27 protein-coding genes are annotated in these 24,213 nt (G+C 71.4%); 10 read left to right on the top strand and 17 right to left on the bottom strand.

What is annotated here, in order from left to right; translation table 11 throughout:
• Positions 1-2: 2 nt before the first annotated feature.
• The gene (locus COA07_RS17995; protein ID WP_141396539.1) at positions 3-2,423 is read right to left on the bottom strand and encodes a flagellar hook-length control protein FliK; all 2,421 of its coding nucleotides are present in this window, start codon (positions 2,421-2,423) and stop codon (positions 3-5) included.
• Positions 2,424-2,583: 160 nt separating this feature from the next.
• Here COA07_RS17995 and COA07_RS13080 point away from each other — a divergent pair, with 160 nt between their 5' ends.
• Positions 2,584-2,892: a hypothetical protein gene (locus tag COA07_RS13080; protein ID WP_096641154.1), complete on the top strand. Its 309-nt coding sequence runs from the start codon at positions 2,584-2,586 to the stop codon at positions 2,890-2,892.
• 2 nt (positions 2,893-2,894) lie between these two features.
• On the opposite strand, the gene COA07_RS13085 is transcribed toward COA07_RS13080, so the two are convergent.
• From COA07_RS13085 to COA07_RS13115, 7 genes are read right to left on the bottom strand one after another with little or no spacing between them, the layout of a single operon-like run.
• Positions 2,895-3,305: a hypothetical protein gene (locus tag COA07_RS13085; RefSeq protein WP_096641156.1), complete on the bottom strand. Its 411-nt coding sequence runs from the start codon at positions 3,303-3,305 to the stop codon at positions 2,895-2,897.
• A complete protein-coding gene (locus COA07_RS13090) occupies positions 3,298-4,647 on the bottom strand; it encodes a FliI/YscN family ATPase (RefSeq protein WP_096641158.1) in 1,350 nt (449 codons plus the stop codon). The genes COA07_RS13085 and COA07_RS13090 overlap by 8 nt, the downstream gene beginning before the upstream one ends.
• Positions 4,647-5,411: a FliH/SctL family protein gene (locus tag COA07_RS13095; RefSeq protein ID WP_096641160.1), complete on the bottom strand. Its 765-nt coding sequence runs from the start codon at positions 5,409-5,411 to the stop codon at positions 4,647-4,649. Before COA07_RS13095 ends, COA07_RS13090 begins: the two co-directional genes overlap by 1 nt.
• Positions 5,404-6,444 (bottom strand): flagellar motor switch protein FliG, encoded by a 1,041-nt coding sequence (gene fliG, locus COA07_RS13100; protein WP_255266848.1) that lies wholly within the window; start codon positions 6,442-6,444, stop codon positions 5,404-5,406. Before fliG ends, COA07_RS13095 begins: the two co-directional genes overlap by 8 nt.
• The gene (gene fliF / locus COA07_RS13105) at positions 6,441-8,201 is read right to left on the bottom strand and encodes a flagellar basal-body MS-ring/collar protein FliF (protein WP_096641162.1); all 1,761 of its coding nucleotides are present in this window, start codon (positions 8,199-8,201) and stop codon (positions 6,441-6,443) included. Before fliF ends, fliG begins: the two co-directional genes overlap by 4 nt.
• A gap of 1 nt (position 8,202) precedes the next feature.
• Entirely contained in the window at positions 8,203-8,565 is a 363-nt protein-coding gene (gene fliE / locus COA07_RS13110; RefSeq protein WP_096641164.1) for a flagellar hook-basal body complex protein FliE, read from the bottom strand.
• Positions 8,562-9,863, bottom strand: a complete 1,302-nt coding sequence (locus COA07_RS13115; protein WP_066713735.1) for a sigma-54 interaction domain-containing protein — start codon at positions 9,861-9,863, stop codon at positions 8,562-8,564. The genes fliE and COA07_RS13115 overlap by 4 nt, the downstream gene beginning before the upstream one ends.
• A gap of 306 nt (positions 9,864-10,169) precedes the next feature.
• Between COA07_RS13115 and COA07_RS13120 the strand changes: the two genes are divergently transcribed.
• The 3 genes from COA07_RS13120 (at position 10,170) to COA07_RS13130 (ending at position 13,085) form a co-directional block, all read left to right on the top strand.
• Positions 10,170-11,006, top strand: a complete 837-nt coding sequence (locus COA07_RS13120) for a flagellin N-terminal helical domain-containing protein (protein WP_096641166.1) — start codon at positions 10,170-10,172, stop codon at positions 11,004-11,006.
• 185 nt (positions 11,007-11,191) lie between these two features.
• Complete coding sequence (locus COA07_RS13125; protein ID WP_096641168.1) at positions 11,192-12,028, top strand: flagellin N-terminal helical domain-containing protein; 837 nt, start codon at positions 11,192-11,194, stop codon at positions 12,026-12,028.
• A 220-nt stretch (positions 12,029-12,248) separates the two neighbouring features.
• On the top strand, positions 12,249-13,085 hold the full coding sequence (locus COA07_RS13130) for a flagellin N-terminal helical domain-containing protein (protein WP_096641170.1): 837 nt from the start codon (positions 12,249-12,251) through the stop codon (positions 13,083-13,085).
• Between the two features lie 100 nt (positions 13,086-13,185).
• Here COA07_RS13130 and COA07_RS18340 read toward each other — a convergent pair whose 3' ends face one another.
• From COA07_RS18340 to COA07_RS13170, 9 genes are all read right to left on the bottom strand, one after another.
• Positions 13,186-13,335, bottom strand: a complete 150-nt coding sequence (locus COA07_RS18340) for a hypothetical protein (RefSeq protein WP_157085346.1) — start codon at positions 13,333-13,335, stop codon at positions 13,186-13,188.
• 47 nt (positions 13,336-13,382) lie between these two features.
• Positions 13,383-14,150, bottom strand: a complete 768-nt coding sequence (locus tag COA07_RS13135; RefSeq protein ID WP_066712350.1) for a sigma-70 family RNA polymerase sigma factor — start codon at positions 14,148-14,150, stop codon at positions 13,383-13,385.
• Positions 14,147-16,210: a flagellar biosynthesis protein FlhA gene (gene flhA, locus COA07_RS13140; protein ID WP_066712352.1), complete on the bottom strand. Its 2,064-nt coding sequence runs from the start codon at positions 16,208-16,210 to the stop codon at positions 14,147-14,149. The genes COA07_RS13135 and flhA overlap by 4 nt, the downstream gene beginning before the upstream one ends.
• A 4-nt stretch (positions 16,211-16,214) precedes the next feature.
• Entirely contained in the window at positions 16,215-17,093 is an 879-nt protein-coding gene (locus COA07_RS13145) for a flagellar biosynthesis protein FlgJ (RefSeq protein ID WP_066712354.1), read from the bottom strand.
• 56 nt (positions 17,094-17,149) lie between these two features.
• Positions 17,150-17,461: a hypothetical protein gene (locus tag COA07_RS13150; protein WP_066712356.1), complete on the bottom strand. Its 312-nt coding sequence runs from the start codon at positions 17,459-17,461 to the stop codon at positions 17,150-17,152.
• On the bottom strand, positions 17,448-17,744 hold the full coding sequence (gene flgM, locus COA07_RS13155) for a flagellar biosynthesis anti-sigma factor FlgM (RefSeq protein WP_083956975.1): 297 nt from the start codon (positions 17,742-17,744) through the stop codon (positions 17,448-17,450). The genes COA07_RS13150 and flgM overlap by 14 nt, the downstream gene beginning before the upstream one ends.
• 91 nt (positions 17,745-17,835) lie before the next feature.
• Positions 17,836-18,351 (bottom strand): flagella basal body P-ring formation protein FlgA, encoded by a 516-nt coding sequence (locus COA07_RS13160; protein WP_096641172.1) that lies wholly within the window; start codon positions 18,349-18,351, stop codon positions 17,836-17,838.
• The gene (locus COA07_RS13165) at positions 18,348-18,884 is read right to left on the bottom strand and encodes an OmpA family protein (protein WP_245842151.1); all 537 of its coding nucleotides are present in this window, start codon (positions 18,882-18,884) and stop codon (positions 18,348-18,350) included. The genes COA07_RS13160 and COA07_RS13165 overlap by 4 nt, the downstream gene beginning before the upstream one ends.
• Entirely contained in the window at positions 18,881-19,561 is a 681-nt protein-coding gene (locus tag COA07_RS13170) for a motility protein A (RefSeq protein WP_096641173.1), read from the bottom strand. Before COA07_RS13170 ends, COA07_RS13165 begins: the two co-directional genes overlap by 4 nt.
• Before the next feature lie 231 nt (positions 19,562-19,792).
• Between COA07_RS13170 and COA07_RS13175 the strand changes: the two genes are divergently transcribed.
• The 6 genes from COA07_RS13175 to flgG are packed head-to-tail and all read left to right on the top strand — an operon-like array spanning position 19,793 to position 24,209.
• A complete protein-coding gene (locus COA07_RS13175; protein ID WP_066712915.1) occupies positions 19,793-20,134 on the top strand; it encodes a flagellar basal body rod protein FlgB in 342 nt (113 codons plus the stop codon).
• Positions 20,135-20,137: 3 nt separating this feature from the next.
• Positions 20,138-20,551 (top strand): flagellar basal body rod protein FlgC, encoded by a 414-nt coding sequence (gene flgC, locus COA07_RS13180; RefSeq protein WP_066486491.1) that lies wholly within the window; start codon positions 20,138-20,140, stop codon positions 20,549-20,551.
• Between the two features lie 2 nt (positions 20,552-20,553).
• Positions 20,554-21,285: a flagellar hook assembly protein FlgD gene (locus tag COA07_RS13185; protein WP_066712913.1), complete on the top strand. Its 732-nt coding sequence runs from the start codon at positions 20,554-20,556 to the stop codon at positions 21,283-21,285.
• A 51-nt stretch (positions 21,286-21,336) separates the two neighbouring features.
• The gene (locus COA07_RS13190) at positions 21,337-22,629 is read left to right on the top strand and encodes a flagellar hook protein FlgE (protein WP_066712910.1); all 1,293 of its coding nucleotides are present in this window, start codon (positions 21,337-21,339) and stop codon (positions 22,627-22,629) included.
• Between the two features lie 27 nt (positions 22,630-22,656).
• On the top strand, positions 22,657-23,406 hold the full coding sequence (locus COA07_RS13195; RefSeq protein WP_096641175.1) for a flagellar basal body rod protein FlgF: 750 nt from the start codon (positions 22,657-22,659) through the stop codon (positions 23,404-23,406).
• A gap of 14 nt (positions 23,407-23,420) precedes the next feature.
• A complete protein-coding gene (gene flgG / locus COA07_RS13200) occupies positions 23,421-24,209 on the top strand; it encodes a flagellar basal-body rod protein FlgG (protein WP_066713969.1) in 789 nt (262 codons plus the stop codon).
• The last annotated feature ends 4 nt before the right edge of the window (positions 24,210-24,213 follow it).

Raw genomic sequence — 24,213 nt, forward strand, 5'->3', positions numbered from 1 at the left:
GCTCAGGCGATGCGCTCGTCATCGCCGGGCGCGGTGTCGTTGGCGGCGCGCGGCGCACGCGGTGCGGGCGCGGGCGCGCGCGGCGGCTGGTGCTGCGCCGACTGCTGCTGCGCCTGCGATTGCTGCTGCTGCTGGCCGGCGGTCGCCGCGCGATCGCCGCCGCCGGTCGCGGCGGGTGCCTGTTGCAGCTTCAGCCCGCGCGCCTCGGCCATGTCGGTCAGTTGCGGCTGCGCCTCCGCCAGCAGCGCGCGGGTGCGCGGCTGTTCGGCGGTCAGCTGCACCTGCACGGTATCGCCGTCGCGGCGCAGCGAGATGTCGATCGCGCCCAGCGCATCGGGGACCAGCCGGATCGACATGTCGTTGGCATCGGCCATGTCGCGCAGCATCTCGATCCGCTGGATCATCGCTTCCGGCCAGCGCGGCTGGTTCATGTCGAGCGTCTGCTGCCCGGTCTGCGCCGCGGCGCCGGCGGCGACGACCGGCGCGGTGAACGCGGGCGCGGGCAGCGGCGTATCGGGCGCGGCGGGGCGATCCTCGCCCGTCACCGCGCGATGGATCGCATCGGCGAAGGCGCGCGCGGCGGTGTCGATCGTGGGCGGCGCCTCACCGGCGGCACGCGGCGCGGCGACCGGCGCGGCGGTGGCGGTGGCGGCAAGGGGCGGCAGCGTGCGGGCGGGCCGCGCGGTGACCGTCGGCGCCGTGCTGCTCGTCGCGGCCGGCAGCGACGTCGCCGTGCCGTCCGCCGCCGCCGTGACGGTGACGGATGTCGCCACCGGCTGCGCCGCTTCGGGTGCGGGCGCGGCCGGCGTCACGGTGGCGGCCGATGGCGCGGTCGCAACGGGCGCCTGGGCGAGGCGGAAGTGCGGGATCGCGGTGGTGTCGATCGCGCGGAACGCGGCGGGCGCGCGGGCCGGGGTAGCGGCGGCCGGCGCGGCACCCGTGCGCGGCGCGGCAGCCACCGCGATGCGATCCGCGAGCGCCGGGCGCACGGCGACGGTCGGCGCGACCGGCGCGGCGGTGGTGGGCGCGGCCGGGCCGTCCGTCACGGTGGCGGCGTCGGTGGTGACGCGCGGGGGCGTCCCGGCGTCGGGCATGATGGCGGGGGAAGCGATGACGGGCGCCGGCGCGGGTGCCGCGACCGTTGCCGTGGGGGCGGCAGCGGCGATTGCCGGTGGTGCGGCGGGAGCGATCGTCTGCGCGGACGTGGGCGGATCCGATGCCGGCGGCGCGTCCTGCCGCTCCGGTGCTGCGGTGGCCGTTGCGACGGGCGGGGCCGCCGTGGGGGTGGATACGGGCGCGACCGGCGCGGGCGCGGCGCGGTGGAGCGTCGCACCGCGTACGGGCGCCGCGGCGATGGGAACGGTAGCGGCCGGGGCGAACGCGACCGGGGCGGCGGCGACGGGCGCAGCCGGGGGCGCAGCCGGAACCGGGGCGGTAGCGGCCGGGGCGGCGGCGGGCGCGATCGTCTCCACCGATGCGGCGGGCGTCGGCGCCGTTGCGGGGTCGGTAGCGGCGACAGGCGCGTCGGCGCGCGGTTCGGGCGATGCTGCCGGGGGCGGCGCGGGCGGCGGGTTGGCGGTGTCGGTCGCGACGGGCAGCGGCGCGGGGGCGATCACGACCGGGTCGCCGGTCGTCGCGGTGGCGGTCGCGGTCGTGCGGTCGTCGATCGGCGCGTCGTCCGCCGATGCCTGTTCCGCCTGCCCCTGTGCGCCGGGCGTTTCTTCGCCGGTCGTCGCCTCGACAGCGGACGGAGCCTCGCCCGACGTGTCGGTGGCCGGCATTTCCCCCGGCGTGGCGGGGGCGTCCTTGCGCGCGGCGCGTGCGGCGCGGGTCAGCACCGGCGGCAGGATCGCGGTGAGGGGCGGCGCGGGCGGTGCGGCATCGGGCGGGGTGTCCGCGTCCGCGGTGGGCGCGGGCGGGACGACGATCCCGGTGGCGTCCGCCAGCCAGGCGAGCGGATCGGCGGCGGCATCGGCGCGCGGTGCCGCCGGGCGCGGCGCCGCGACCGGGGCGGGCGTCGCGGGTGCTGGTGTGGGCGCCGTGGTCGGCAGCGCGGCCTTGTCCGGCGTCGCCGCAGCGGTCGCGCCGATCAGCGGGATCGCGGCGGGCGCGTCCGTGTCGGTCGCGGCGACGACGACCGGCACCGGGGCGGCCATGGCGGGGGATGGGGACTCGGCCTTGTTGTCCGTCGCCGCCGCCGTCGTGAAGGGCAGTACCGGCATCGCCGTGCCGGGGGCGGCAAGCGCCTGCCGGGCGGCATCGGGCAGCGTCGGCACGCCCGCGGCGCCGGGCATCAGCAGGTCGATGAACGACACCGCCGCCGCCTCGCCGGGCGTACCGGCGGTGGCGGTGGCGGTGGCGGAGGCGGGCGACGCCGGGATGGCGATCGCGCCCGGGGCGGTCGTCAGCAGAAGGCTGGCCATCGTGGTCAAGGCGTATCCAGTCGCAGCGGGTTGATCCGATGGACGCGAGCGTCCGACAAGCGGTAAGCAAGAGGCGTGCCGAAAACCGCGCGGGCCGCGTCAGCGCCGGTTCAGGGGCGGTGCGACAGCGTGCGCAGGAAACACGGCAAGGACGATGCAAGTGATCGACCATCTGTTGACGACGATGGCAGTCGCGATCGCGTCGCCCGCCGCTCCCGTCGCGGCCACGCCGCGCGCGTTCATCGTCACCTGCGCCTGTACGGACGAGCGCGACCGGCAGCGAATCGCCATGGCGGTGCGGCACGGCGGCGGGCGGGTCCTGTACCATTACCGTATGATCGGCGGCATGGCGGTGGCGGCGCCGGCGCGGGGCGATCCGGCGCGGTTCGAACGCGCGCTGCGGCGGGTGCGCGGCGTGATCGCGGTGCAGCCCGACGGGGTGTCGCACACCACCGCCGCCACCAGCTGATCCTATCGCCGGCGGGTGGGCGCGGGCGCATCCTCCAGCGCCTTCATCTCGGCGCGGATCACCTCGGCACGGTGACGGTCGATCAGCTTTTCCACCGCGCTCTGGTCGCGATGCGCGGCGCGTGCGGCCTCGCTGCGGCGGTCGGCGTTCATCTCGGCGGTGCGCACGCGCTCGACCGCGGCGTCGGCGGAACGGTGCAGCCGTTCGCGGAAATGCGCGGCGGCGGCCAGGTGCGCGGCGCCAGGGACCAGCGCGGGGCGCGGCGCGACCGCGGCGGCCAGCAGCGCGATGCGCTGCGACAATTGCTGTTCGCTGCTCACCTGTTCGCGCGCGCGCGCCTCGTCCGCGCGCGCCAGGTTGAGCTGCAGCGTGCGGACGCGGTGCAACCGCCGGAGCCGCTTGCCGTCAGCCATGCGCGCCGTCGGGCGTGTCGCCGAACACGCCGGTCAGCTCCGCCGCGGCATCCTCCAGCGGCACGATCTGGTCGGTGTCCTGGCGGACGAATTCCATGATCGCGGGATGATAGGCGATGGCGGCGTCGATCGCGGCGTCGCTTCCGGCGCGATAGGCGCCCATCAGCACCAGGTCGCGATTTTCCTCATAGGTCGCCAGGTGCCGGCGCAGCGCGCGTGCGGCCTGCTGGTGGTCGCGCGGGACGATGTCGTTCATCACGCGGCTGACCGATTTGGAGATGTCGATCGCGGGATAGACCGCGCGCTCCGCCATCGCGCGGCTGAGCACGATATGCCCGTCGAGGATCGAGCGCGCCGAATCGACGACCGGATCGTTGCCGTCGTCGCCGTCCGCCAGCACGGTGTAGATCGCGGTGATCGACCCGCCGGTGTGGACGTCGGACCCGGCGCGCTCGATCAGGTTGGGCAGCATCGCGATCGCCGACGGCGGATAGCCGCGCGCCGATGCCGGCTCGCCCAGCGCCAGCCCGATCTCGCGCCCGGCATGCGCGACGCGGGTCAGCGAATCGATGATAAGCAGCACCTTCTTGCCCTCGGCGCGGAACGCCTCGGCGATGGCGGTGGCGCGCAGCGCGCCGCGGATGCGCAGCACGGGGGAATGGTTGGCGGGCACCGCGACGACCACCGCGCGCTCGCGCGCCGCGCCGGCCACCTTCGTTTCCAGGAAGTCGGCGACCTCGCGGCTGCGCTCGCCGATCAGGCCGATGACGACGACATCGGCCCTGGCCGCGCGCACCATCATCCCCAGCAGCACCGACTTGCCGACCCCCGACCCGGCCATGATGCCGACGCGCTGGCCCTGGCCGACGGTGAGCAGGCCGTTGATCGCGCGCACGCCCACGTCCATCGGCGCCAGCACGCGCCCGCGGTCGAGCGGGGACTGGATGCGCCCGGCCAGCGGCCAGCGGCCCGCACCGCGGATCGGCCCCAGCCCGTCGATCGGGTTGCCTGCGCCGTCGACGACGCGGCCGAGCAGCGCGGCGCCGACCTCCGCCTCGCCCGGCGCGTCTAGCGGGCGCACCGGCGCGTCGGGCAGCAGCGCGGCGGGGCCGCCCAGGTTCATCATCAGCGTGCGGCCGTTGCGGAACCCGATCACCTCGGCCTCCACCTGGTGCGTGTCCGCCGCGCCGATCAGGCAGACGGTGCCGACCGGCAGCGACAGCCCCACCGCCTCCATCAGCAACCCGTCATAGGAGGCCAGCCGCCCCGACACGCGCGCGCGCGGGCGCACGTCCGCGGCGGCGAGCGCGTCGAGATAATCGCCGGCGTAGCGGTTGAGCATCACGCGGCGGCGGGCGCGGCGGCGGGAAGGGGCACGCGGTCGATCGCGCCGGCCAGCTGGTCCAGCCACAGCGCCGGCCCGTCCTCGACGATGGTCGAGGCCGCTTCCAGCACGAAGCTGCCGCGCGCGATCGCCTCGTCGCCGACCGGGAAGATCGTGTCGGGCAGCAGCCCGTGCAGCAGCGCGACATCGTCGGGATGGACGCGCAGCATCGCCGATTCGTGCGCATCGGCCAGCAGGTCCGCCGCCGCGGCGACGCGCGCCGCCAGCAGGTCGCCCGATACGCCGCTGTCGCCGACCAGCTTGCCGACCAGCGCCAGCACGGTGCGGCGCAGCGCATCGGCCAGCGCCGCGCGGTCGATCGCGCCGCCCGCCTTCAGCTCGGCGGCGAGCGCGGCCATCAGCGCGCGGTCGCGCTCCGCCTCCTCGCGCGCGGCGAGCGTGGCGGCGGCGACGCCGTCCTCATAGCCCTCGGCACGCGCCACCTCGACCGGGTCGAGGAACGCATTCGGCTCCGCCGCGGCGTCGAGCGGATCCCAGCCCTCGGTCGGGTTGCCGGCGCGGTCGGCGGGGTGGAAATGGCGCGGCGCGGCGCCGGCCGTGTCGGCGGGGCCGCCGCCGAACGCTTCCTCCAGCCGCTGGATCAGTTCGGCCGGGGTGAAGCCGGTGGGGGATTGATGCTCGCGGGTCTGTGCCCGCACGCGCGAGGCCGCCGCCTCGTCCACGCGCGACGGCAGTCCGATGACGAAACCGTTGTCAGACATAGTCGTCGTCGCCTGCCCCCATCTGGATCGTCCCGTCCTTCGCCAGGTTGCGCGCGATCTGGATCATCACCTTCTGCGCATCCAGCACTTCGCTCAGCTTCATCGGGCCGCGCGCTTCCATATCGTCGCGGATGCCGTCGGCGGCGCGCGCCGACATGCAGCCAAGGATCCGGTTGCGCGCGCTTTCCTCGACGCCCTTCAACGCCCGCGTCAGCGTGTCGCCGTCGACGTTGCGGATCAGCGTGCCCAGGTTCTTGTCGTCCATCTCCAGCAGGTTCTCGAAGACGAACATCGCCTCCTCGATCTGCCGGGCGATGTCGCGGTCCATCTTGAGCAGCTTGGGCATGACGCGCTGTTCCACCGACTTGCGCGCGCCCTGCAGCAGCTTGGCCGCCTCGCGCGCGCCGCCCAGCTGCAGCGACGTGCCGCCGCCCGCGCCGCCGCCGTTGGTGCGGTTGGCGATCAGCGTGCGCAGCATGTCGACCGCCTCGGGCGTGATCGGCCCCAGCCGCGCGATGCGGTGCAGGATGTCGGGCTGGACCGCCTCGGGCAGCAGTTCCAGCACCTTGCTGCCGACCTCGGCATCCAGATTGGCGATCATCACCGCGGCGATCTGCGGATGCTCCTTGTCGAGCAGCGCGGCGATCTCGGTGGCGTCCAGCCAGTCGAGCAGGTCGATCTCGCACACCGCCTCGGCCGGGGTGATGCGCGCCAGCACGCTTTCGGCCTTTTCGGCGCCCAGCGCGCGGGTCATCACCGATTCCACCTTGCGCGTGGGATCGAAGGTGATGCCGGTGCGCTGCCGCGCGCACCCGACGAAATTGTCGAGGACGAGCTGCACTTCCTCCTCGCTGACGTCCGCCACCGCGAACATCGCGCTGCCCAGGTTGCGGACCTCGTCCGGCTCCAGCTTCTGGAGGATCGCGGCGGCTTCGTCGTCGCCGACCAGCATCATCAGCACCGCGGCGCGTTCCACCCCGGTGAAGGTGCGCGGCGGCGGGGCGGCGCCGGCGGCGGCCTGTTCCTCGCTCACGACTTGGCGTCCGCGGCGATCATGTCGCGCACCGCCAGCGCGGCGCGCGCCGGATTGTCGCGGGTGAAGCCGCGCACCGCGTCGATCCGCTCGTCATAGCTGCGGCTGGTCTCGATCTGGTCGAGCCCGACCGGCTCGGCCACCTCGATGCCGTCGTCATCGTCGTCGTAATAGCCGGCCGCGTCGTCGGCGGCGCCGGCGGACGCGGCGCGGCGCTTGCGACGGCGCGCGGCCGGGGCGGGCAGCGCCTCGGCGGCGGCGGCGGCGGGCGCCTCCTCGCGCTTCTTCATCAGCGCCTTGGCCAGCGGGCGGACGCCCAGCAGCAGCACCAGGAGCGCGATGATGACCGCGGTGGCATTGCGCGCGATCATCGGGACCAGCGCATTGTCGTACCATTTCGGCGCCGCCGCCGGCTCGGTCGCCGAATCGGCGAACTTGCGGCTGATGACGGTGACATTGTCGTTGCGCGCCTGGTCGAAGCCGACCGCGCCCTTCACCAGGTCGCTGATCTGGCCGATCTCCATCGCGGTGCGGCGGCCCTTGTCGGGATCGCGCAGCAGCACCGCGACCGACAGCCGCTTGATGCTGCCCGGCGCGTTGCGGGTGACCGACACTTCCTTGCCCAGGTCATAGGCGCGCTGGAACGCATCCGACTGTTTCGCCGGATCGGGCGCGGGCGCGCCGGCGGCGGGCGTGGGCGGGGTGGTGCCGGGGTTGCCGGTGGCCGGCTGCGGCGTCGACAGCTGCGCGGCGGGCGGCGGCGTGTTGCTCAGCGCGCCGGGGATGCCGCCGGGCGGGGCGGCAGTGGCCTGGTTGCCGGTCCAGTTGCCGGTTTCGGCGCGCAGCGCGCCCTGCTTGTCATAGCTTTCGCGCGTCGCGCTGGTTTCGTCGAGGTTGACGTCGGCCTGCACCTCGGCGGTGAAATTGCCCGCGCCGACCAGCGGGGTCAGCAGCTGGATCAGCTGCTGGCGGTACTTTTCCTCGACGCGGCGCTGGAAGTCGATCCGCGCGTCGTTGGCGGCATCGGGGCCGCTACCGTTCTTGGTCAGCAGCCCGCCGAGCTGGTCGACGATCGTCACCGCATCGGGCTTCATCCCCGGCACCGACGAGGCGACGAGGTTGACGATCGAGGAAACCTGCGCGTCGCTGAGCGAGCGGCCGCCCTGCAGCTTGAGCACCACCGAGGCGGACGGCGAGGCATTGTCGCGCACGAACACGCTGGTTTCGGGCATGGCGAGGTGGACGCGCGCCTCCGCGACCGCGTCGATCTCCTGGATCGAGCGGGCCAGCTCGGTCTCGCGCGCCTGGCGCAGGCGCTCGCCCTCCACCGCCCGGCTGACGCCCATCGGCAGCTGGTCGAGGATCGCATAGCCGCCCGGCGCCGCCTTGGGCAGGCCCTGCCCGGCCAGCAGCAGCCGCGCCTTGGAATAATCCTCCTCCGCGACGGTCAGCGATCCGGTGGAATCGTCGATGTGGCTGGAAATGTTCGCGGCATTGAGCGCGGTGGTGACGGCGGCCTTGTCGCTGTCCGGCAGGCCGGAGAACAGCGTCTTCTGCGGCGGGGTGGACAGCGCCGACCACGCCAGCGCGGCGCCGCCGATCAGGCTGACCATCAGCGCCATCGGCCCCGCGCGGCGTACCGCGGGCTGCGCGAACACGCCCTGGATCTGGCGCAGCGGGTTGGCGAACCGTTCCGGCACCATCGTGACGGGCACCGGCTGCTGCGGCTGCGATGTGGGTGCGAGAGCGTTGCTCATGTTACACCGGCATACTCATGATGTCCTTGTAGGCGGACAGGATCTTGTTGCGGACCTGCAGCGTCGCCTCGAACCCGACGGACGCTTCCTGGCGGGCCAGCATCACCTTGGCGATGTCGACCGTCTCGCCGCGTTCATAGGCTTCCGACAGCGCCGACGCCTTCTGCTGGCCGTCGTTCACCTTGGCGATCGCCGACTGCATCGTGTCGGCGAAGCTGGCGGCGCCGGATGCCTTGCCGACCGGCTCGGGCGCGCTCGCCGGCGCGGGGGCGGCGGCGCGGCTCAGCGCGGCGTTGCGTTCCAGGATCTGCGCGCGCAGCGCCATCACCCGGTCGACGCCGCCGATCCCGGCGACCCCGCTCATGCCGACATCGCCCGATCGACGAAGGCGGCGCGGCCGGTGCCGGCGGCCAGATCGTCACCCTGTTCGCGCGCCTTGGCGAGGCGGTAGCGCAGCGTGCGCTCCGAAATGCCCAGCCGGCGCGCGGTCTCGATCCGGCTGCCGCCGCATGCGGCCAGCGTTTCGCGGATCGCGGCGAATTCGGACAATTGCACCACCTGGCCCAGCGTCGCGTCCTCGCTGCCGGCGGCAGCGGCGGCGGGGCCGATCGCGACGGGCGGCGGGGCGGGGCGGTCGAACACGATGTGCGCCGCCTCGATCGTGTCGCCGCCGGCGAACAGCAGCGCACGCTGGATCACATTCTCCAGCTCGCGCACGTTGCCCGGCCAGTCGTGCGCCATCAGCGCGGCGATCGCCTGGTCGCTGGGCCACGGGATCGTCGGGCGGTTGCCGGCGTGGCGCAGGATCATCGTCGCGGCCAGCGCGGGAATGTCCTGCGGCCGGTCGGCCAGCGCCTTGGTGGCCAGCGGGAATACCGACAGGCGGTAGTAGAGGTCGGCGCGGAACCGCCCGGCGGCGACTTCGCCCTGAAGGTCGCGGTTGGCGCAGGCGATGACGCGCACGTCGACCGACTGCGGCATGGTCGCGCCGATCGGCACCACCTCGCGCTCCTGCAGGACGCGCAGCAGCTTGGCCTGGAGGTTGAGCGGCATCTCCGCGATCTCGTCGAGCAGCAGCGTGCCGCCGTTGGCCGCGCGGAAGAAGCCCTCGCCGCCCGACGAGGCGCCGGTGAACGCGCCCTTCTGGTGGCCGAACAGCATCGCTTCCAGCATGGTTTCGGGCAGCGCGGCGCAATTGATCGCGATGAACGGGCCGTCGCGGCGTTCGGAATTGAGGTGGATGGTGCGCGCCAGCACTTCCTTGCCGGTGCCGGTCGGGCCGTTGATGAGGACGGTGATGTCGGCCTGCGCGACGCGCTCGGCCAGCGCCAGCAGCGCCAGCGTCTCCGGGTCGGCGGCGGTCGGCAGCTCCGGCCCGCCGACCAGCGCGCGGGCGAAGGCGTTGCCCACCGCGGCATCGGCATGGCCATAGGCGATCCGCGCCGGCTGCCCGTCGCGGAACGGCAGCACGGTGCGCCCCTCGTTGCCGACGATCAGCGTGCGCGCCGGGGCGGCCATCGCCTCGCCGTCCGCGACCAGGAAGGTCGTGGCGGCCGGCGCGCGCGTTCCCGGGGCTTCCACCGAAAAGCCCTGCGCCCGCAGCGAGGAGACGAGCGTGAGATGCTCCCGCTCCACGGTGGCCGACGGCATGATCGATCGCATGATCTTCGAATCCCTCAATCTGACGAGGGTTGGAATGCGACCGAAATGGTTAACGCCGGGTATCGTTTGCCGCCCGGCGGCAGATTTTTTCCGGGCGCGCGTACCGGCGCCACGCGCGCCCTCGTGCACGGGCGCATCGCGCGCGCGCGAGGTGCCCCGGCGGGCCGGCCACCGGCAAGTCCCGGCAGGGGGCCGGCAAGAATTTTCCTAAAGACCGGCAAAACCCTGCCGTTTTGCTGGTCAGACGGCGCGGATCACCTGCCTTCCGAGGGGGCTGGCGGGGTTAGGCGACGCAGGAGACCACCCATGACCGTAATCAGTTCGAACACCTCGGCGCTGCGCGCCACCAACGCCAACGCGCTCGCCAGCAAGGACCTGACGACCGCGATGCAGCGGCTGTCGACCGGCAAGCGCATCAACTCGGCGAAGGACGACGCCGCCGGCCTCGCGATCAGCGCGTCGATGACCTCGCAGATCCGCGGCATGGCGCAGGGCATCCGCAACGCCAACGACGGCATCTCGATGGCGCAGACCGCCGAAGGCGCGCTGGACGAAGTCGGCAACATGCTGCAGCGCATGCGCGAACTGACGGTGCAGGCCGCCAACGGCAGCTACAGCTCGACCGACCTCACCAACATCAAGAGCGAGATGGACCAGCTGGCCAAGCAGGTGAACGGCGTGATGACCAACACGCAGTTCAACGGCGTGTCGCTGTTCCCGACGACCGCGGCGACCAAGTCGATCCAGGCCGGTGCCGAGGGTGCCGACGCGATCAGCATGACGTTCCAGGCGCCGACGATCAGCAGCGCCGTCACCGCCGGCCCGCCCGCGGTGTCTGCGGTCGACGTGACCGCCGCGTCGCCGAACTGGACGACCAACATCGACGCCTTCGACACCGCGATCGCCAACGTGTCGAACAAGCGCGCGGAATTCGGCGCGGTGCAGAACCGCATCGAATCGGCGGTCAACAACATGACCACCAACATGACCAACCTGACCGACGCGCGCAGCCGCATCGAAGACGCGGACTTCTCCACCGAGACGACCGCGCTCGCCAAGGCGCAGATCCTCAGCCAGGCGTCGACCGCGATGCTCTCGCAGGCCAACCAGTCGCAGCAGAGCGTGCTCAAGCTGCTGCAGTAATCCGCGACCCCCGGGCCAGGCCCATCGTCCGACCCCTGCGACCCCGCCGGCGATCGCGCCGGCGGGGTTTCGTCGTGCCGACCCGAAAAAATGCCTAAAGTCGCATCAACCATGGTCGTTTGTGGTGTCAGCGACGGTCCGACGCCTCGGGGGCGGCGGCGGCGCGACAACCACGGAGGGTCACGATGACCGTTATCGCTTCCAATACCGCGGCGCTGCGCGCCACCAATGCCTCGTCGCTCGCCAGCAAGGACCTGACGACCGCGATGCAGCGCCTGTCGACCGGCAAGCGCATCAATTCGGCGAAGGACGACGCCGCCGGCCTCGCGATCGGCGCGTCGATGACGTCGCAGATCCGCGGCATGGCGCAGGGTATCCGCAACGCCAACGACGGCATCTCGATGGCGCAGACCGCCGAAGGCGCGCTGGACGAGGTGAGCAACATGCTGCAGCGCATGCGCGAACTGACGGTGCAGGCCGCCAACGGCAGCTACAGCCCCAACGACCTCACCAACATCAAGAGCGAAATGGACCAGCTGGCCAAGCAGGTGAACGGCGTGATGAGCAACACGCAGTTCAACGGCGTGTCGCTGTTCCCGGCGACCGCGGCGACCAAGGCGATCCAGGCCGGTGCCGAGGGCGCCGACGCGATCAGCATGACGCTGCAGGCGCCCACGCTGTCCAGCGCGATCGCCGCCGGCCCGCCGGTCGTCTCCGCGGTCGACGTGACCGCCGCGTCGCCGAACTGGACGACCAACATCGACGCCTTCGACACCGCGATCGCCAACGTGTCGAACAAGCGCGCCGAGCTGGGCGCGGTGCAGAACCGCATCGAATCGGCGGTCAACAACATGACCACCAACATGACCAACCTGTCCGATGCGCGCAGCCGCATCGAGGACGCGGACTTCTCGACCGAGACGACCGCGCTCGCCAAGGCGCAGATCCTCAGCCAGGCGTCGACCGCGATGCTGTCGCAGGCCAACCAGTCGCAGCAGGGCGTGCTCAAGCTGCTCGGCTAACGACCGGCTCGTCTGCACCGGCGCCCTTCGCCCCCGAACCTGGGGCGTCGGTGCCGACCGGAACCCCGTCGCCTGTCATGGGCGACGGGGTTCTTTTCGCCGACGTGCGACAAAAATCCTAAAGCGCGCCCGATGACGGCCGTTTCTCCCTGCAGCGACGATCCAATGCCCGGCCCGATGCCTGGCGGCGGCGGCGGCGCAGCACTTCAGGGAGGTCCCGATGACCGTTATCGCTTCGAATACCTCGGCGCTGCGCGCCACCAACGCCAACGCGCTCGCCAGCAAGGACCTGACGACCGCGATGCAGCGCCTGTCGACCGGCAAGCGCATCAACTCGGCGAAGGACGATGCCGCCGGCCTCGCGATCGGCGCGTCGATGACCTCGCAGATCCGCGGCATGGCGCAGGGCATCCGCAACGCCAACGACGGCATCTCGATGGCGCAGACCGCCGAAGGCGCGCTGGACGAGGTCGGCAACATGCTGCAGCGCATGCGCGAACTGACGGTGCAGGCCGCCAACGGCAGCTACAGCCCAACCGACCTGTCGAACATCAAGAGCGAGATGGACCAGCTGGCCAAGCAGGTGAACGGCGTGATGACCAACACGCAGTTCAACGGCGTGTCGCTGTTCCCGGCGACCGCGGCGACCAAGTCGATCCAGGCCGGTGCCGAGGGTGCCGACGCGATCAGCATGACGTTCCAGGCGCCGACGATCAGCAGCGCCGTCACTGCCGGCCCGCCCGCGGTGTCCGCGGTCGACGTGACCGCCGCGTCGCCGAACTGGACGACCAACATCGATGCCTTCGACACCGCGATCTCGAACGTGTCGAACAAGCGCGCGGAATTCGGCGCGATCCAGAATCGCATCGAATCGGCGGTCAACAACATGACCACCAACATGACCAACCTTACCGACGCGCGCAGCCGCATCGAGGACGCGGACTTCTCCACCGAGACGACCGCGCTCGCCAAGGCGCAGATCCTCAGCCAGGCATCGACCGCGATGCTGTCCCAGGCCAACCAGTCGCAGCAGAGCGTGCTCAAGCTGCTCGGCTAAGCGACGGGTGGGGCCGCTGTCCCCCCGCGGCGGCCCGTTACCGCTGACGCGCGACACCCCGGCGACCGACCTGTCGGCCGCCGGGGTGTCGTCGTGCCCGCTATTCGCCGCCCTGCACGGTCAGGTCGTCGGGGTTGTCGTCGGGTTCGCCGGCGGGGCGGTCCCCCTGGCTGTCGGGGGCGCGCGGTTCCTCGGTCAGGCCCGGTGCGGGTGCCGGCTCGTGATCGTCGTGGCGGCGTGGGTCGGTCATGCGATCGTCTCCGGCGTGGGGCAGGGCGCCCCCGCGCTGACAACGCCTTACCCCGCGCCGCGCTGCATCGCCTTCTTCAGCCGGGCGTGCGCCGATGCCTTGATCTGGCAGACGCGCGCCGATCCGACGCCCAGCACCTGGCCGATCTCCTCCAGGTTCAGTTCCTCGACGTGGTACAGCTGGATGACCATCTGTTCGCGCTCGGGCAGCGTCGCGATCGCGGCGACCAGCCGGTCGCGCGTCTGCGCTTCGGACAGTTGCTCGAACGCATCGGGCGTGTCGCTGGCGAACCACGGCTGGTCGTCGGCATAGACCTCGTCGATCGATTCGTACTTCACCGCCTCGGCGGCGGCATATTCGGCGCGCATCTTCTCGACCGTGACGCCCAGCCGCTCGGCCAGCTCGCGGTCGGTGGGCGCGCGGCGCAGCTCGCCCGACAGCTGGTTGACCGCGCGCGCATAGTCGCGCCGCCGGCGGATCGCGCCGCGCGTCATCGCGGCATGGCGGCGCAGCTCGTCGATCATCGCGCCGCGCAGCCGCGTGACGAGATACTGCTTGAGCGTCACCTGCCCGCGGTCCTCGAACGTGGCGACCGCCTCGACCAGCGCGACCAGCCCGACCTGGATCAGGTCCTCGACCTCGATCGCGGTCGAGACCGAGCCGTGGACGTGCCACGCCAGCCGCCGGACCAGCGGCAGGTGCGTCTGCACCAGCGCATTGTCGTCTCGCGCGCGCGCGCGTGGACTATAGGTGAGCGGCGCGGCGTCCAGCGGGGTCGCGTCGGCGAACGCGCCCTTCATCGGCTCGGCGCTCATGCCGCCAACGCCGGCTGCGGGGTGTGGCCGCCGATGATCGCGACGACTTCGACGGCCTTGTCCTCGGGGACTTCGAAAAAGCTCATGACGGGCGTATCCGGAAGAACGGTGCGGACGAGTTTGCGGATCGCCAGGCGGATCGCGGGCTGGACGACCAGTGCGAACGGCTTGGCTTCCGCGATGAGCGGCTGGGCCGCGGCTTGCAGGGCGTCGACGATGCGGCGCCCCAGTTCGGGTTCGATGACCTGGCGGCCGGGATCGTTGCGCATCGCCTGGCCGAGCAGCTGTTCCAGCCCGCCCTCCAGCGTCATGACGCGCAGCGGCTCGCGCACGCCGGCCAGCCGCGCGATGATGAGCGGGCCGAGGTCGGGGCGGATCAGCTCGATGATCTCGCCCGCGTCCTGGCTGCGCTGCGCGGCGATCGCGATCGCGCCGGCGATGCGGCGGAATTCCTTGAGCGGGATGCCCTCGGCCAGAAGGCCGCGCAGCACGCCGGTCAGCGTGGTCAGCGGCAGCGCGGCGAGGCTGCCGGCCAGCTGCGGCGCGCGCTCCTTCAGCCCGTCGAGCAGCGACTGGACCTCGTCGGCGCCCAGCAGGTCGGCCGAATGCGCGCCCAGCGCATGGTTGAGATGGGTGGCGATGACGGTGCCCGAATCGACCACCAGATAGCCCTGGCCGGTCGCGACATCGGCGTCGCCGGGGGAAATCCACGTCGCGTCCAGCCCGAAGGTCGGATCCTTGGCCTTCTTGCCGATCAGCTCGCCGAAGCCCTGGCCGGTGTCGAGCGCCAGCATCTCGTCGGGCGACACCTGGTCCTCGCCGATGCACACCCCGCCCAGCATCAGGCGGTAGGTGTAGGGCGGCAGGTTGATGTCGTCGCGCACGCGCACCGACGGCACCACGAAGCCCAGTTCCTTCGACAGCTGGCGGCGCACGCCGGTCAGCCGCGCCATCAGCGGCGCGCCGCGGCGTTCGTCGACCAGCGGGACCAGGCCGTAGCCCACGTCGAGGTTGACCATCATCGCCTCGGTCACCTCGTCCCAGCCGATCTTCGACGGATCGGGCGCCTCGACCGGGGCGGCCGGCTCGACGATCCTGGGGCGCCTGGCGATCTGGTTGAGCTTCCACGCGGCGAAGCCGGCGGTGGCGGCCATCGGCAGGATCACCAGATGCGGCATCCCCGGCAGCACGCCCAGCAGCGTCAGGATCGCCGCGACGGGCGTCCACGTGCGCGCCGACCCGAACTGGCTGCCGATCTGCCCGGCCAGATCCTTTTCGGACTTCACGCGGGTGACGATGGCGGCGGCGGCGATCGACAGCAGCAGCGCGGGCACCTGCGCGACCAGCGCGTCGCCGATCGCCAGCATCGTATAGGTCTGCGCCGCCTTGCCCACCGCCATGCCGTGGCTGACCGGGCCCAGGATCAGCCCGCCGACGATATTGGCGGCCAGGATCAGCAGCCCGGCGACCGCATCGCCCTTCACGAACTTGGACGAACCGTCCATCGAGCCGTAGAATTCGGCCTCGGTCGCCACGTCGATGCGGCGCTGCTTGGCCTCGTCCGGGGTGATGAGGCCGGCGTTGAGATCGGCGTCGATCGCCATCTGCTTGCCGGGCAGTGCGTCGAGCGTGAAGCGCGCCGACACTTCGGACACGCGGCCCGCGCCCTTGGTCACCACGATCAGGTTGATGATGACGATGATCGCGAACACGAACAGGCCGACGACATAGTCGCCGCCGATCACGAACGATCCGAACGCCTCGATCACATGCCCCGCCGCCGCCGACCCGGTGTGGCCGTGCACCAGCACGACGCGCGTCGAGGCGACGTTGAGGCCGAGCCGGAACAGCGTGGCGAACAGCAGCACCGTCGGGAAGGCGGAGAAATCGAGCGGGCGTTCCGCGTTCAGCGCCACCATCAGCACCGCGAGGCTGATCGTGATGTTCATGATGAAGAACAGGTCGAGCAGCGCCGCCGGGATCGGCACCACCATCAGCACGACCAGCAGCAGGATCGCGGCGGGCAGCGCGGCCTGGCGCGCGTTGTGGAGCAGCTTCACCGGGTCAGCCCCCCATGCTCGCCAGCATCATGTACGCCAGCCGCGCATGATCGGGGGAGGGGCGCAACATGCTGTTGTTGGCCGCGGCGGCCGACTGGCCGGCGACCGACCGAATCCGGCCGAGCGTGGAATTGGCCCAGGCAAGCGCGTCGTTGGCGCTTTCGTTCGCCCCGGTCACCACGGTGGCATCGTCGCCGATCGCCAGCGCCTGTGCCGCGAACTGCATCGCGGTGGCGGCGGCGCTGCCGGTGCCGCCGCCCGCCGACGTCGCGCCCGCGCCCAGCTTGTCGGCGAACCGCTGGTAGACTTCCGACAGCGAACGGGCCGAGCCGTCGCGTTCGAAGAAGACGTGGCGGTTCGCGCGCGCGGCGGCGGGGAACAGCGACGCGGCGCTGCGATCGGGATTGCCCTTCATCGCGGACAGGAAGGTGCGCGCACCCCCCAGCCCCAGGAAATGCGCCATGTACAGATCGGTGCCGGTCGCGGCGCGGCCGGTCGCGGCCTCGATCCCGTCCTTGTTGTCGCCGGCATGTTCGGCGGCCATCAGCGAGGCGATCTCGGGATTGTTGCGCAGCCCCAGGATCGCGGCGCGATTGCCGCCGGTGACGGTGAAGCGGCCCGATCCGGTCTGCTGGATGCTGTCCGCGGCCCAGCCCAGGCCGTGTTCGGCGCCGTGCTTCTTGACCACCGATAGCCAGCTCTGTTCGATGAACTGGTACAGCCCCGATGCGGAGGAGGTGCCCGCGCGCGCGGTGGCGTTCAGGCCGCTTTCCAGCTTCGCCTGGCCCAGCAGATAGTCGAAGTCGATGCCGGTGCGCTGGGCCGCCCGCTGGATCGCGGACGTCACGCGCTGGGTCGTCGGGGAAATCGCTGACACGGTCATATGCCGTGTTCAGCAAGAGGCGTGCCATTTCGCGGCGCGGGGCGCCGGCGGCGGCATCAGGCGTAGGCGACGCTGCCGCGGCGATAGGCGTTGCCGCCCTGGCCGGAAAGAAGTTGCAGGCGGCGGCGGACATTTGCCGCCATCAGGTTGACGTAGATGCGGCAGGTGTCGTTCAGCCGGTCGGCTTCCTCCGCCAGCGCGCGCACTTCCGGCGAGGCCGGGCCGTCGCCGAGCGCGCGCAGCGTCTCGATCGCGGACAGCTTGTGCGCGGTGGCGCGTTCCAGGGCGTTGAGGTCGTTGGCCTTGAGCGCGGCGATCTCGGCGTGGAGGAGATCGATCACGCGCACCAGCGCATCACGCCTGTTCATGCGACATCCAATCGTATTTCAGCGCGATCAGCTGGTCGGCGATCGTCGCGGGCGACAACGGGAAGGTGCCGTTGGCGATCGCGGACTTGATCGCCGCGACCCGTTCCGAATCGACCGGCGGCTTCGCGGCCATCGACCGGGCCAGCGTCTGCGGCGCCTGGACGCCGGGGGGCGCCGACGCTGGCGCGTCGGTCGTCACCGCCGGAGCCGCCGCGACGCGCGCGACGTTGGCGATCCGGAGATCTCCTGCCCTGATCGTGTTTGAACTTACCGATTCTACCATGTCCGCACCCATCCGGTTCCGCTGACACCGGCAGAAACGACCGTCGACGGGGCGACTTTAGCACTTTTTTATATCCGCCATTCCGGCGCGATCATTCCGGCCATCCCGGCAGGGTCGCGCGGCCCGCCGCGACGGCCACCGCCTGCACCGGGCGCGGCGTGTCGTCGACCTTCACCATCAGCCGTGCGCCGGGCGCGGCATCGCCCATCGCGACGCCGTCGCGGGTGATCGAAAAGCCGTCCGAACCGGCCTCGATCGTCACCGGGTCGCCGCGCCGGATGACCGGGGCGGCGGGAACGGCGGCGGTGGGTTGCAGCGCCGGGGCGGCGGCGGGCGCGGCGCGCGGCGGGGCGAGTACGGGGACGAAGATCCGCCAGCTGGGACCGGCGCAGGCGACGACCACCGCGTCATGCGCATCGGTGCGCCACGACATCGCCACCATCGGGCAGGTCGCCAGCCGCAACCGCGGGTCGACCGGCGCGCGCGCGCCGCCCAGCGCGCCGATCGGCTGCGCGGTGAAGGCGGCGACCGCGCGGTCGAGCGCGGCGGTATCCTGGAAACCGGGCGCCGCGGCGGCGGCGGCGGAGAGGAGGAGCGGCAGGATCATGGACGTTTCCCCTGGGAAGCGACGGACGGATCGCCCGCGAAGGCGAGCGTGACGATGACCGCGCGGCGTCCGGGGCGCAGCGCGGTGGTGATATCGATGCGCGCGTCGGGCACCCCGGCGCGCGAGAGGGCGGCGACCGTGGCGCGCGCGCGATCGGCGGCGAGCACCGCGGCGCTGCCGCTGGCCGGGTCGACGTCGCCATGGCCGGGCGCGTTGTCGGCGACGCCGGTGACGGTCAGCCGCACGCGCGGGTCGCGCAGTTCGGCCGCGGCCCAGGCGGCGAGCGCGGCGGGATCGCGCGGCAGGTCGGCGCTGCCCGGCGCGAAGCCGTCAATGGCGTTGCCGGCGACCGGCATCGCCGCGGCGGTCACCCCGAAGCCCGCGGCCAGCCCCTCGGCCAGGCGCTTCGGATCGAGATCGCGATCGGCCTGGAGCAGGACGAAGAAGCCGACCAGCAGCAGCGACAGGTCGGCGAGCGTCACCAGCCACAGCGGGCGGGCGGGGGCGGGCAACGGCAGGTCGTCGGCGGTCATGCCGCATCCTCCGGCGCGGTGGCGGCGTCGCGCTGCGGCACGAACGACACCGGGCGCGGCGCCTCGCGTTCGGCGAGCGCGGCGAGCGGCGCGGCCAGCCGCAACCGCTCCAGCGCCTCGGTCCGCGCGGCGGTGCGCAGGCGCGTCGCGATCGGCTGTGCGACCAGGTTGGCGAGCAGCGCGCCATATAAGGTGGCCAGCAGCGCGATCGCCATCGCGCCGCCGATCGCGGCGGGATTGGTCATCTGGGTGAACATCGCGACCAGCCCGACCAGCGTGCCGACCATCCCCATCGCCGGCGCCGCCTCCGCCGCGCCGGCCCACACGTCGGCGGCAATGCGGTGGCGTTCGACGCGCGCGCGCTGCGCGGTGTCGAGCGCGTCGAGCAGCGCGGGCACCGGCGTCCCGTCGACCACCGCGGCGATGCCCAGCGCGACGTCGGGGTCGGCGACGACGGTGCGGTCCAGCGCCATCGCGCCGTGGCGGCGCGCGATCCGCGACAGCGCGGCGATCTGTTCGACCAGCGGGGCGGCATCGAACCGGCGGCGCACCAGCACGCGCAGCGCCGACAGCGCGCGCGCGACATCGGCCAGCGGGGTGCGCAGCAGCGTCGCCAGCACGGTGCCGCCGCCGACGATGGCGAGCGCGGCGGGATCGAGGAAGGTGCCGGGTGTCATGCGCGATGTCTTTGCAATCCGCGGGCCAACCGGCGCGCACATGGGCGGCCCCCACAGACGGCCGCCGCGACGGCGCGCAGGCGGCAAGATCGTTGCCGGCAACCGGCAAACGCTTGCCGCCGCCGCTGCCGTGCGGCGCCCCGGCGGCGATTCGCACCCGTGGCGCGGCATTTGGCACGCCCCTTGCTGATACCTCGGCGAGCACCTGTTCGTGCGAAGGAGGATCGGCCCATGGCTGACGGATTGTTCGGAATTCATGGCAGTGCGCTGGAGGTGCGTTCCCAGCGCATGGGCGTGCTGGCGTCGAATATCGCCAATGCGTCCACCCCCGGTTTCAAGGCGCGTGACCTGGACTTCCGCACCGCGCTGGGCGCGGTGGAGGCGGGCAATGCGAACGGGATCGACGGCGCGGTGCGCTATCGCGTGCCGACCACCCCGTCGATGGACGGCAACACGGTGGAACTGTCCACCGAACAGACCGCCTTCGCCGAAAACGCCGTCCAGTATCAGACGACGCTGTCGTTCCTGAACGGGCGGATCGGCCAGATCACCCGCGCGCTGAAGGGGGAATAAGCGATGCCGACCGGCTCTCCGCTCACCATCTTCCAGGTCGCGGGCCGCGCGATGTCGGCGCAGCTGACGCGCATGAACACGACCGCGTCGAACCTGGCCAATGCCGGCAACGTCGCGACCACCGCGGACGGCGCGTACAAGACGATGAAGCCGGTGTTCCGCACCAGCTTCGACGCGGCCAGCGGCATGTCGACCGTCGACGTGCAGCAGATCGTCACCGCCGGCGAGGCGCCGACCAAGCGGTACGACCCGGCCAATCCGCTGGCCGACAAGGACGGCAACGTTTTCGACGCGGCGGTCGATGAATCGCGCGAGCTGGTCGACATGATGGAGACCGCGCGCAGCTACCAGAACAACGTCGAGGTGATGGATACGGCCAAGAAGCTGATCCTCGACACCATCAAGATGGGTCGCTGACCATGGCAAGCAATTCGCTCAACCTCACCGCCCCGTCGGCCGCCGACGCCAGCAAGAGCGCCTATGACGCGGCGCTGTCGGCGTCGGGGATCAAGCGCACCGGCGCGCAGGCGAACACCGCCGCCAAGGGCAGCAAGACCACGCTGGGGCAGGAGGACTTCATCGCGCTGATGACCGCGCAGCTGAAGAACCAGGATCCGTTCAAGCCGGTCGACAATACCGAGATGGTCGCCCAGATGGCGCAGTTCAGCAGCGTGGCGGGCATCAGCGACATGAACAAGTCGCTGGCCGCCATCTCCGCGCGGCTGGGCGCGACCAGCACCGCCGATGCGATGTCGTTCGTCGGCCGCAACGTCCTGACCGAGGGCAAGACCGCCTATGAGCGCAGCACCGGCGGGCTGGCCGGCGCGGTCGAGCTGGGCGGCGCGGCCAGCGACGTCAACGTCGCGATCGCCGACAAGGACGGCAAGATCGTCAAGAACCTCCAGCTGGGCGAACAGCCGCAGGGCACCGCCACCTTCGACTGGAACGGCAAGGACGACGCCGGCAACACCGTCGAGAACGGCCCCTATACGATCACCGTCGAGGCGGCGAACAAGTCCGCGATCGTCGCCGCCACGCCGCTGGTGTGGGCGCCGGTCCAGTCGGCCACGCTGGTACCCGGCGGCGAGCCGGTGCTGAACGTCGCCGGCCTGGGCGAGGTGAAGCCCGCGGCGGTCCGCAAGGTCGCCTGACACCCCATCCACCCACCCGCAATCACGTCGTTACCGCGAGGAGCTTAAACCATGTCCTTCTTCACCGCGCTTTCCGGCCTGCAGGCGATGCAGACCGACATGGCCACGATCAGCCACAACCTGGCCAACGTGTCCACCACCGGCTTCAAGAAGAGCCGCACCCAGTTCGCCGACGTGATCGCGTCGAACGTGTCGACCGATCCGCGCAAGATGGTCGGCTCGGGCGTCATGGTGAAGGGCACCGTGCAGCAGTTCAAGGACGGCCCGCTCAACGGCACCACCAACGCGCTCGACATGGCGATCGTCGGCGAAGGCTTCTTCGTGGTGAAGTCGACCGGCCTGTCGGACCAGATCAACTATACCCGTACCGGCAGCTTCTCGGTCGACGACGACCGCAACGTGGTCGATTCGCAGGGCAGCTTCCTGATGGTCTATCCGGTCGACAACGACGGCAACGTCACCGCCACCGGGCAGAAGGGGCTGACCAACCTGCAGATCCAGCAGACCAGCGGCACCCCGCAGGCGACGTCGAACGTCGCCACCTCGGTCCAGCTGACGTCGACCTCGTCGCTGAAGGACGCGACCAAGTTCGACCGGACCGACACCACCACCTACAACAACTCGGTCGCCAGCCGCATCTACGACGCGAACGGCAATCCGATGACGATGACCAACTATTACGTCCGTACCGCGATGGGCGATCCCGCCGCGTCGCCGCCGACGACGGGCACGTGGAAGGTGTTCACCTATGTCGGCGACGCGCCGATGCGGCGCACCGGCGACACCGGCACCCCGCCGCCGCCGGTCGAGCTGAAGTTCGGCAACACCGGCGCGCTGATCACGCCGACGACGGGGACGCTGGCGTTCGATCCGTTCATCCCGGCATCGGGCGCGGCGCAGCAGCAGATCACGCTGAGCCTGGCCGGTTCGACCCAGCTGTCGAGCGCGTCGGCGGTCAATTCACGCAGCCAGGACGGCGTCGCGGTCGGCCAGCTGGCCGGCGTGACGGTCGACGATTCGGGGCTGATCAAGGCCAGCTTCTCGAACGGCGACATCGTGCCGCTGGGCAAGGTGGCGATGGCCAAGTTCTCCGCCCCCACCGGGCTGCGCCAGGTCGGCGGCGGCTATTGGCAGGCGACGGGTATCTCGGGCGCGGCGAACCTGGGTTCGGCGGCGACCGACGGCTACGGCAACCTGAAGTCGGGCCAGGTCGAAGGATCGAACGTCGACATCACCGAGGAACTGGTCAACCTGATCGCCGCGCAGCGCAACTTCCAGGCGAACGCCAAGGCGCTGGATACCGCGACGCAGGTGTCGCAGGCCATCCTCAACATCCGGTCGTAAGCGACAGGCGGGGGCGGGAGCCGGTAGATGGACAAGCTGGTCTATACGGCGGCGACGGGGCTGCGCGCGCACATGTCCGCGCAGGCCGCGATCGCCAACAACATGGCGAACGCCTCCACCACCGGCTTTCGCGCCGACCGCGTCATCTTCGACCGCATCATCCTGTCCGACGGCACCAGCACGCTGTCGGCGCGCCAGCCGACCGGGCAGGAAGTGCGCGACATCGATCGCCGGCAGGGCGCGCTGCAGCAGACCGGCCGCCCGCTGGACGTGGCGGTGACGGACGAGAACAGCTGGATCGCGGTGCAGGCCGCCGACGGCAGCGAGGCCTATACCCGCCGCGGCGACCTCCAGGTGTCGCCCTCGGGCGCGCTGCAGACCGGCGACGGCTTCATCGTGGTGGGCCAGTCCGGCCCGATCACGCTGCCGCCGTACAGCCAGCTGTCGATCGGCCAGGACGGGTCGATCGCGATCGTCGCGCAGGGCGACACCGGCGGGCCGCAGGTGATCGACCGGATCAAGCTGGTCTCGTCGAAGGGGTCGCAGACCGTGAAGGGTCTCGACAATCTGATGCGGGTTCCCAACGGCGGCGCGCTGCCCGCCGATCTCGACGCGAAGGTCGCGTCGGGCACGCTCGAGGGATCGAACGTGAACATGACCCAGGCGCTGGTCGACATGATCGAGAACCAGCGCAGCTACGAGGTGCAGGCGAACCTGTTGAAGGAAGCGCGCACCATGGACGAATCGAGCGCATCCGTGATGCGCCTGCCGGGCTGAGGAAGGATTAGCTCATGACCACCGCCGCCATGCACATCGCACGTACCGGGATCGACGCCCAGGACATGCGGATGCGGGTCATCTCGAACAACCTGGCGAACGTGAACACCACCGCGTTCAAGCGCGATCGTGCGTCGTTCGAAACCCTCTCCTACCAGGTCGTCACCGCCGCGGGCGCGCCGTCCAGCTCGGAAACGAAATACGCCACCGGCCTGAACCTGGGCACCGGCGTGCGCGTCCAGGGCACCGCGCGGATGGAAACCCAGGGGTCGATGAACCAGACCGGCAACGCGCTGGACATCGCGCTGGACGGCGATGGCTATTTCCAGGTGCAGATGCCGGGCGGAACGCTGGGCTATACCCGCGCGGGCAATTTCAGCCGCTCGCCCGAAGGGATGCTGATCACCAGCCAGGGGTATCAGGTGATGCCCGGCGTCACCATTCCGGCCAACGCCAGCGAGATCACCGTCGGCATGGACGGCACCGTGTCCGCCACCGTCCCGGGGCAGGCGGGGTCGCAGAACCTGGGGCAGATCCAGGTCGCCAGCTTCCCCAATTCGGCCGGACTGAAGTCGAACGGCGACAACATCCTTCTGGAAACCGATGCCAGCGGCGCCGCCAATCTGGGCGTCGGCGGGCAGGACGGGCGCGGCCGCGTGCGGCAGGGCCAGCTGGAGGCGAGCAACGTCAACGTCGTGGAGGAACTGGTCGACATGATCGAGACGCAGCGCGCGTACGAGGTCAATTCGAAGATGATCTCGGCCACCGACGAAATGCTCAAATACGCCAACCAGAACATCTGATCGC

The sequence above is a fragment of the Sphingomonas adhaesiva genome (assembly GCF_002374855.1).
Taxonomy (GTDB): domain Bacteria; phylum Pseudomonadota; class Alphaproteobacteria; order Sphingomonadales; family Sphingomonadaceae; genus Sphingomonas; species Sphingomonas adhaesiva.

Bases quoted from the DNA above. Each gene is read 5' to 3' on its own strand.
- COA07_RS17995 (WP_141396539.1), bottom strand. From the start codon at position 2,423: ATGGCCAGCCTTCTGCTGACGACCGCCCCGGGCGCGATCGCCATCCCG.
- COA07_RS13085 (WP_096641156.1), bottom strand. From the start codon at position 3,305: ATGGCTGACGGCAAGCGGCTCCGGCGGTTGCACCGCGTCCGCACGCTG.
- COA07_RS13090 (WP_096641158.1), bottom strand. From the start codon at position 4,647: ATGCTCAACCGCTACGCCGGCGATTATCTCGACGCGCTCGCCGCCGCG.
- COA07_RS13095 (WP_096641160.1), bottom strand. From the start codon at position 5,411: ATGTCTGACAACGGTTTCGTCATCGGACTGCCGTCGCGCGTGGACGAG.
- fliF (WP_096641162.1), bottom strand. From the start codon at position 8,201: ATGAGCAACGCTCTCGCACCCACATCGCAGCCGCAGCAGCCGGTGCCC.
- fliE (WP_096641164.1), bottom strand. From the start codon at position 8,565: ATGAGCGGGGTCGCCGGGATCGGCGGCGTCGACCGGGTGATGGCGCTG.
- COA07_RS13115 (WP_066713735.1), bottom strand. From the start codon at position 9,863: ATGCGATCGATCATGCCGTCGGCCACCGTGGAGCGGGAGCATCTCACG.
- COA07_RS13120 (WP_096641166.1), top strand. From the start codon at position 10,170: ATGACCGTAATCAGTTCGAACACCTCGGCGCTGCGCGCCACCAACGCC.
- COA07_RS13125 (WP_096641168.1), top strand. From the start codon at position 11,192: ATGACCGTTATCGCTTCCAATACCGCGGCGCTGCGCGCCACCAATGCC.
- COA07_RS13130 (WP_096641170.1), top strand. From the start codon at position 12,249: ATGACCGTTATCGCTTCGAATACCTCGGCGCTGCGCGCCACCAACGCC.
- COA07_RS18340 (WP_157085346.1), bottom strand. From the start codon at position 13,335: ATGACCGACCCACGCCGCCACGACGATCACGAGCCGGCACCCGCACCG.
- COA07_RS13135 (WP_066712350.1), bottom strand. From the start codon at position 14,150: ATGAGCGCCGAGCCGATGAAGGGCGCGTTCGCCGACGCGACCCCGCTG.
- COA07_RS13145 (WP_066712354.1), bottom strand. From the start codon at position 17,093: ATGACCGTGTCAGCGATTTCCCCGACGACCCAGCGCGTGACGTCCGCG.
- COA07_RS13150 (WP_066712356.1), bottom strand. From the start codon at position 17,461: ATGAACAGGCGTGATGCGCTGGTGCGCGTGATCGATCTCCTCCACGCC.
- flgM (WP_083956975.1), bottom strand. From the start codon at position 17,744: ATGGTAGAATCGGTAAGTTCAAACACGATCAGGGCAGGAGATCTCCGG.
- COA07_RS13160 (WP_096641172.1), bottom strand. From the start codon at position 18,351: ATGATCCTGCCGCTCCTCCTCTCCGCCGCCGCCGCCGCGGCGCCCGGT.
- COA07_RS13165 (WP_245842151.1), bottom strand. From the start codon at position 18,884: ATGACCGCCGACGACCTGCCGTTGCCCGCCCCCGCCCGCCCGCTGTGG.
- COA07_RS13170 (WP_096641173.1), bottom strand. From the start codon at position 19,561: ATGACACCCGGCACCTTCCTCGATCCCGCCGCGCTCGCCATCGTCGGC.
- COA07_RS13175 (WP_066712915.1), top strand. From the start codon at position 19,793: ATGGCTGACGGATTGTTCGGAATTCATGGCAGTGCGCTGGAGGTGCGT.
- flgC (WP_066486491.1), top strand. From the start codon at position 20,138: ATGCCGACCGGCTCTCCGCTCACCATCTTCCAGGTCGCGGGCCGCGCG.
- COA07_RS13185 (WP_066712913.1), top strand. From the start codon at position 20,554: ATGGCAAGCAATTCGCTCAACCTCACCGCCCCGTCGGCCGCCGACGCC.
- COA07_RS13190 (WP_066712910.1), top strand. From the start codon at position 21,337: ATGTCCTTCTTCACCGCGCTTTCCGGCCTGCAGGCGATGCAGACCGAC.
- COA07_RS13195 (WP_096641175.1), top strand. From the start codon at position 22,657: ATGGACAAGCTGGTCTATACGGCGGCGACGGGGCTGCGCGCGCACATG.
- flgG (WP_066713969.1), top strand. From the start codon at position 23,421: ATGACCACCGCCGCCATGCACATCGCACGTACCGGGATCGACGCCCAG.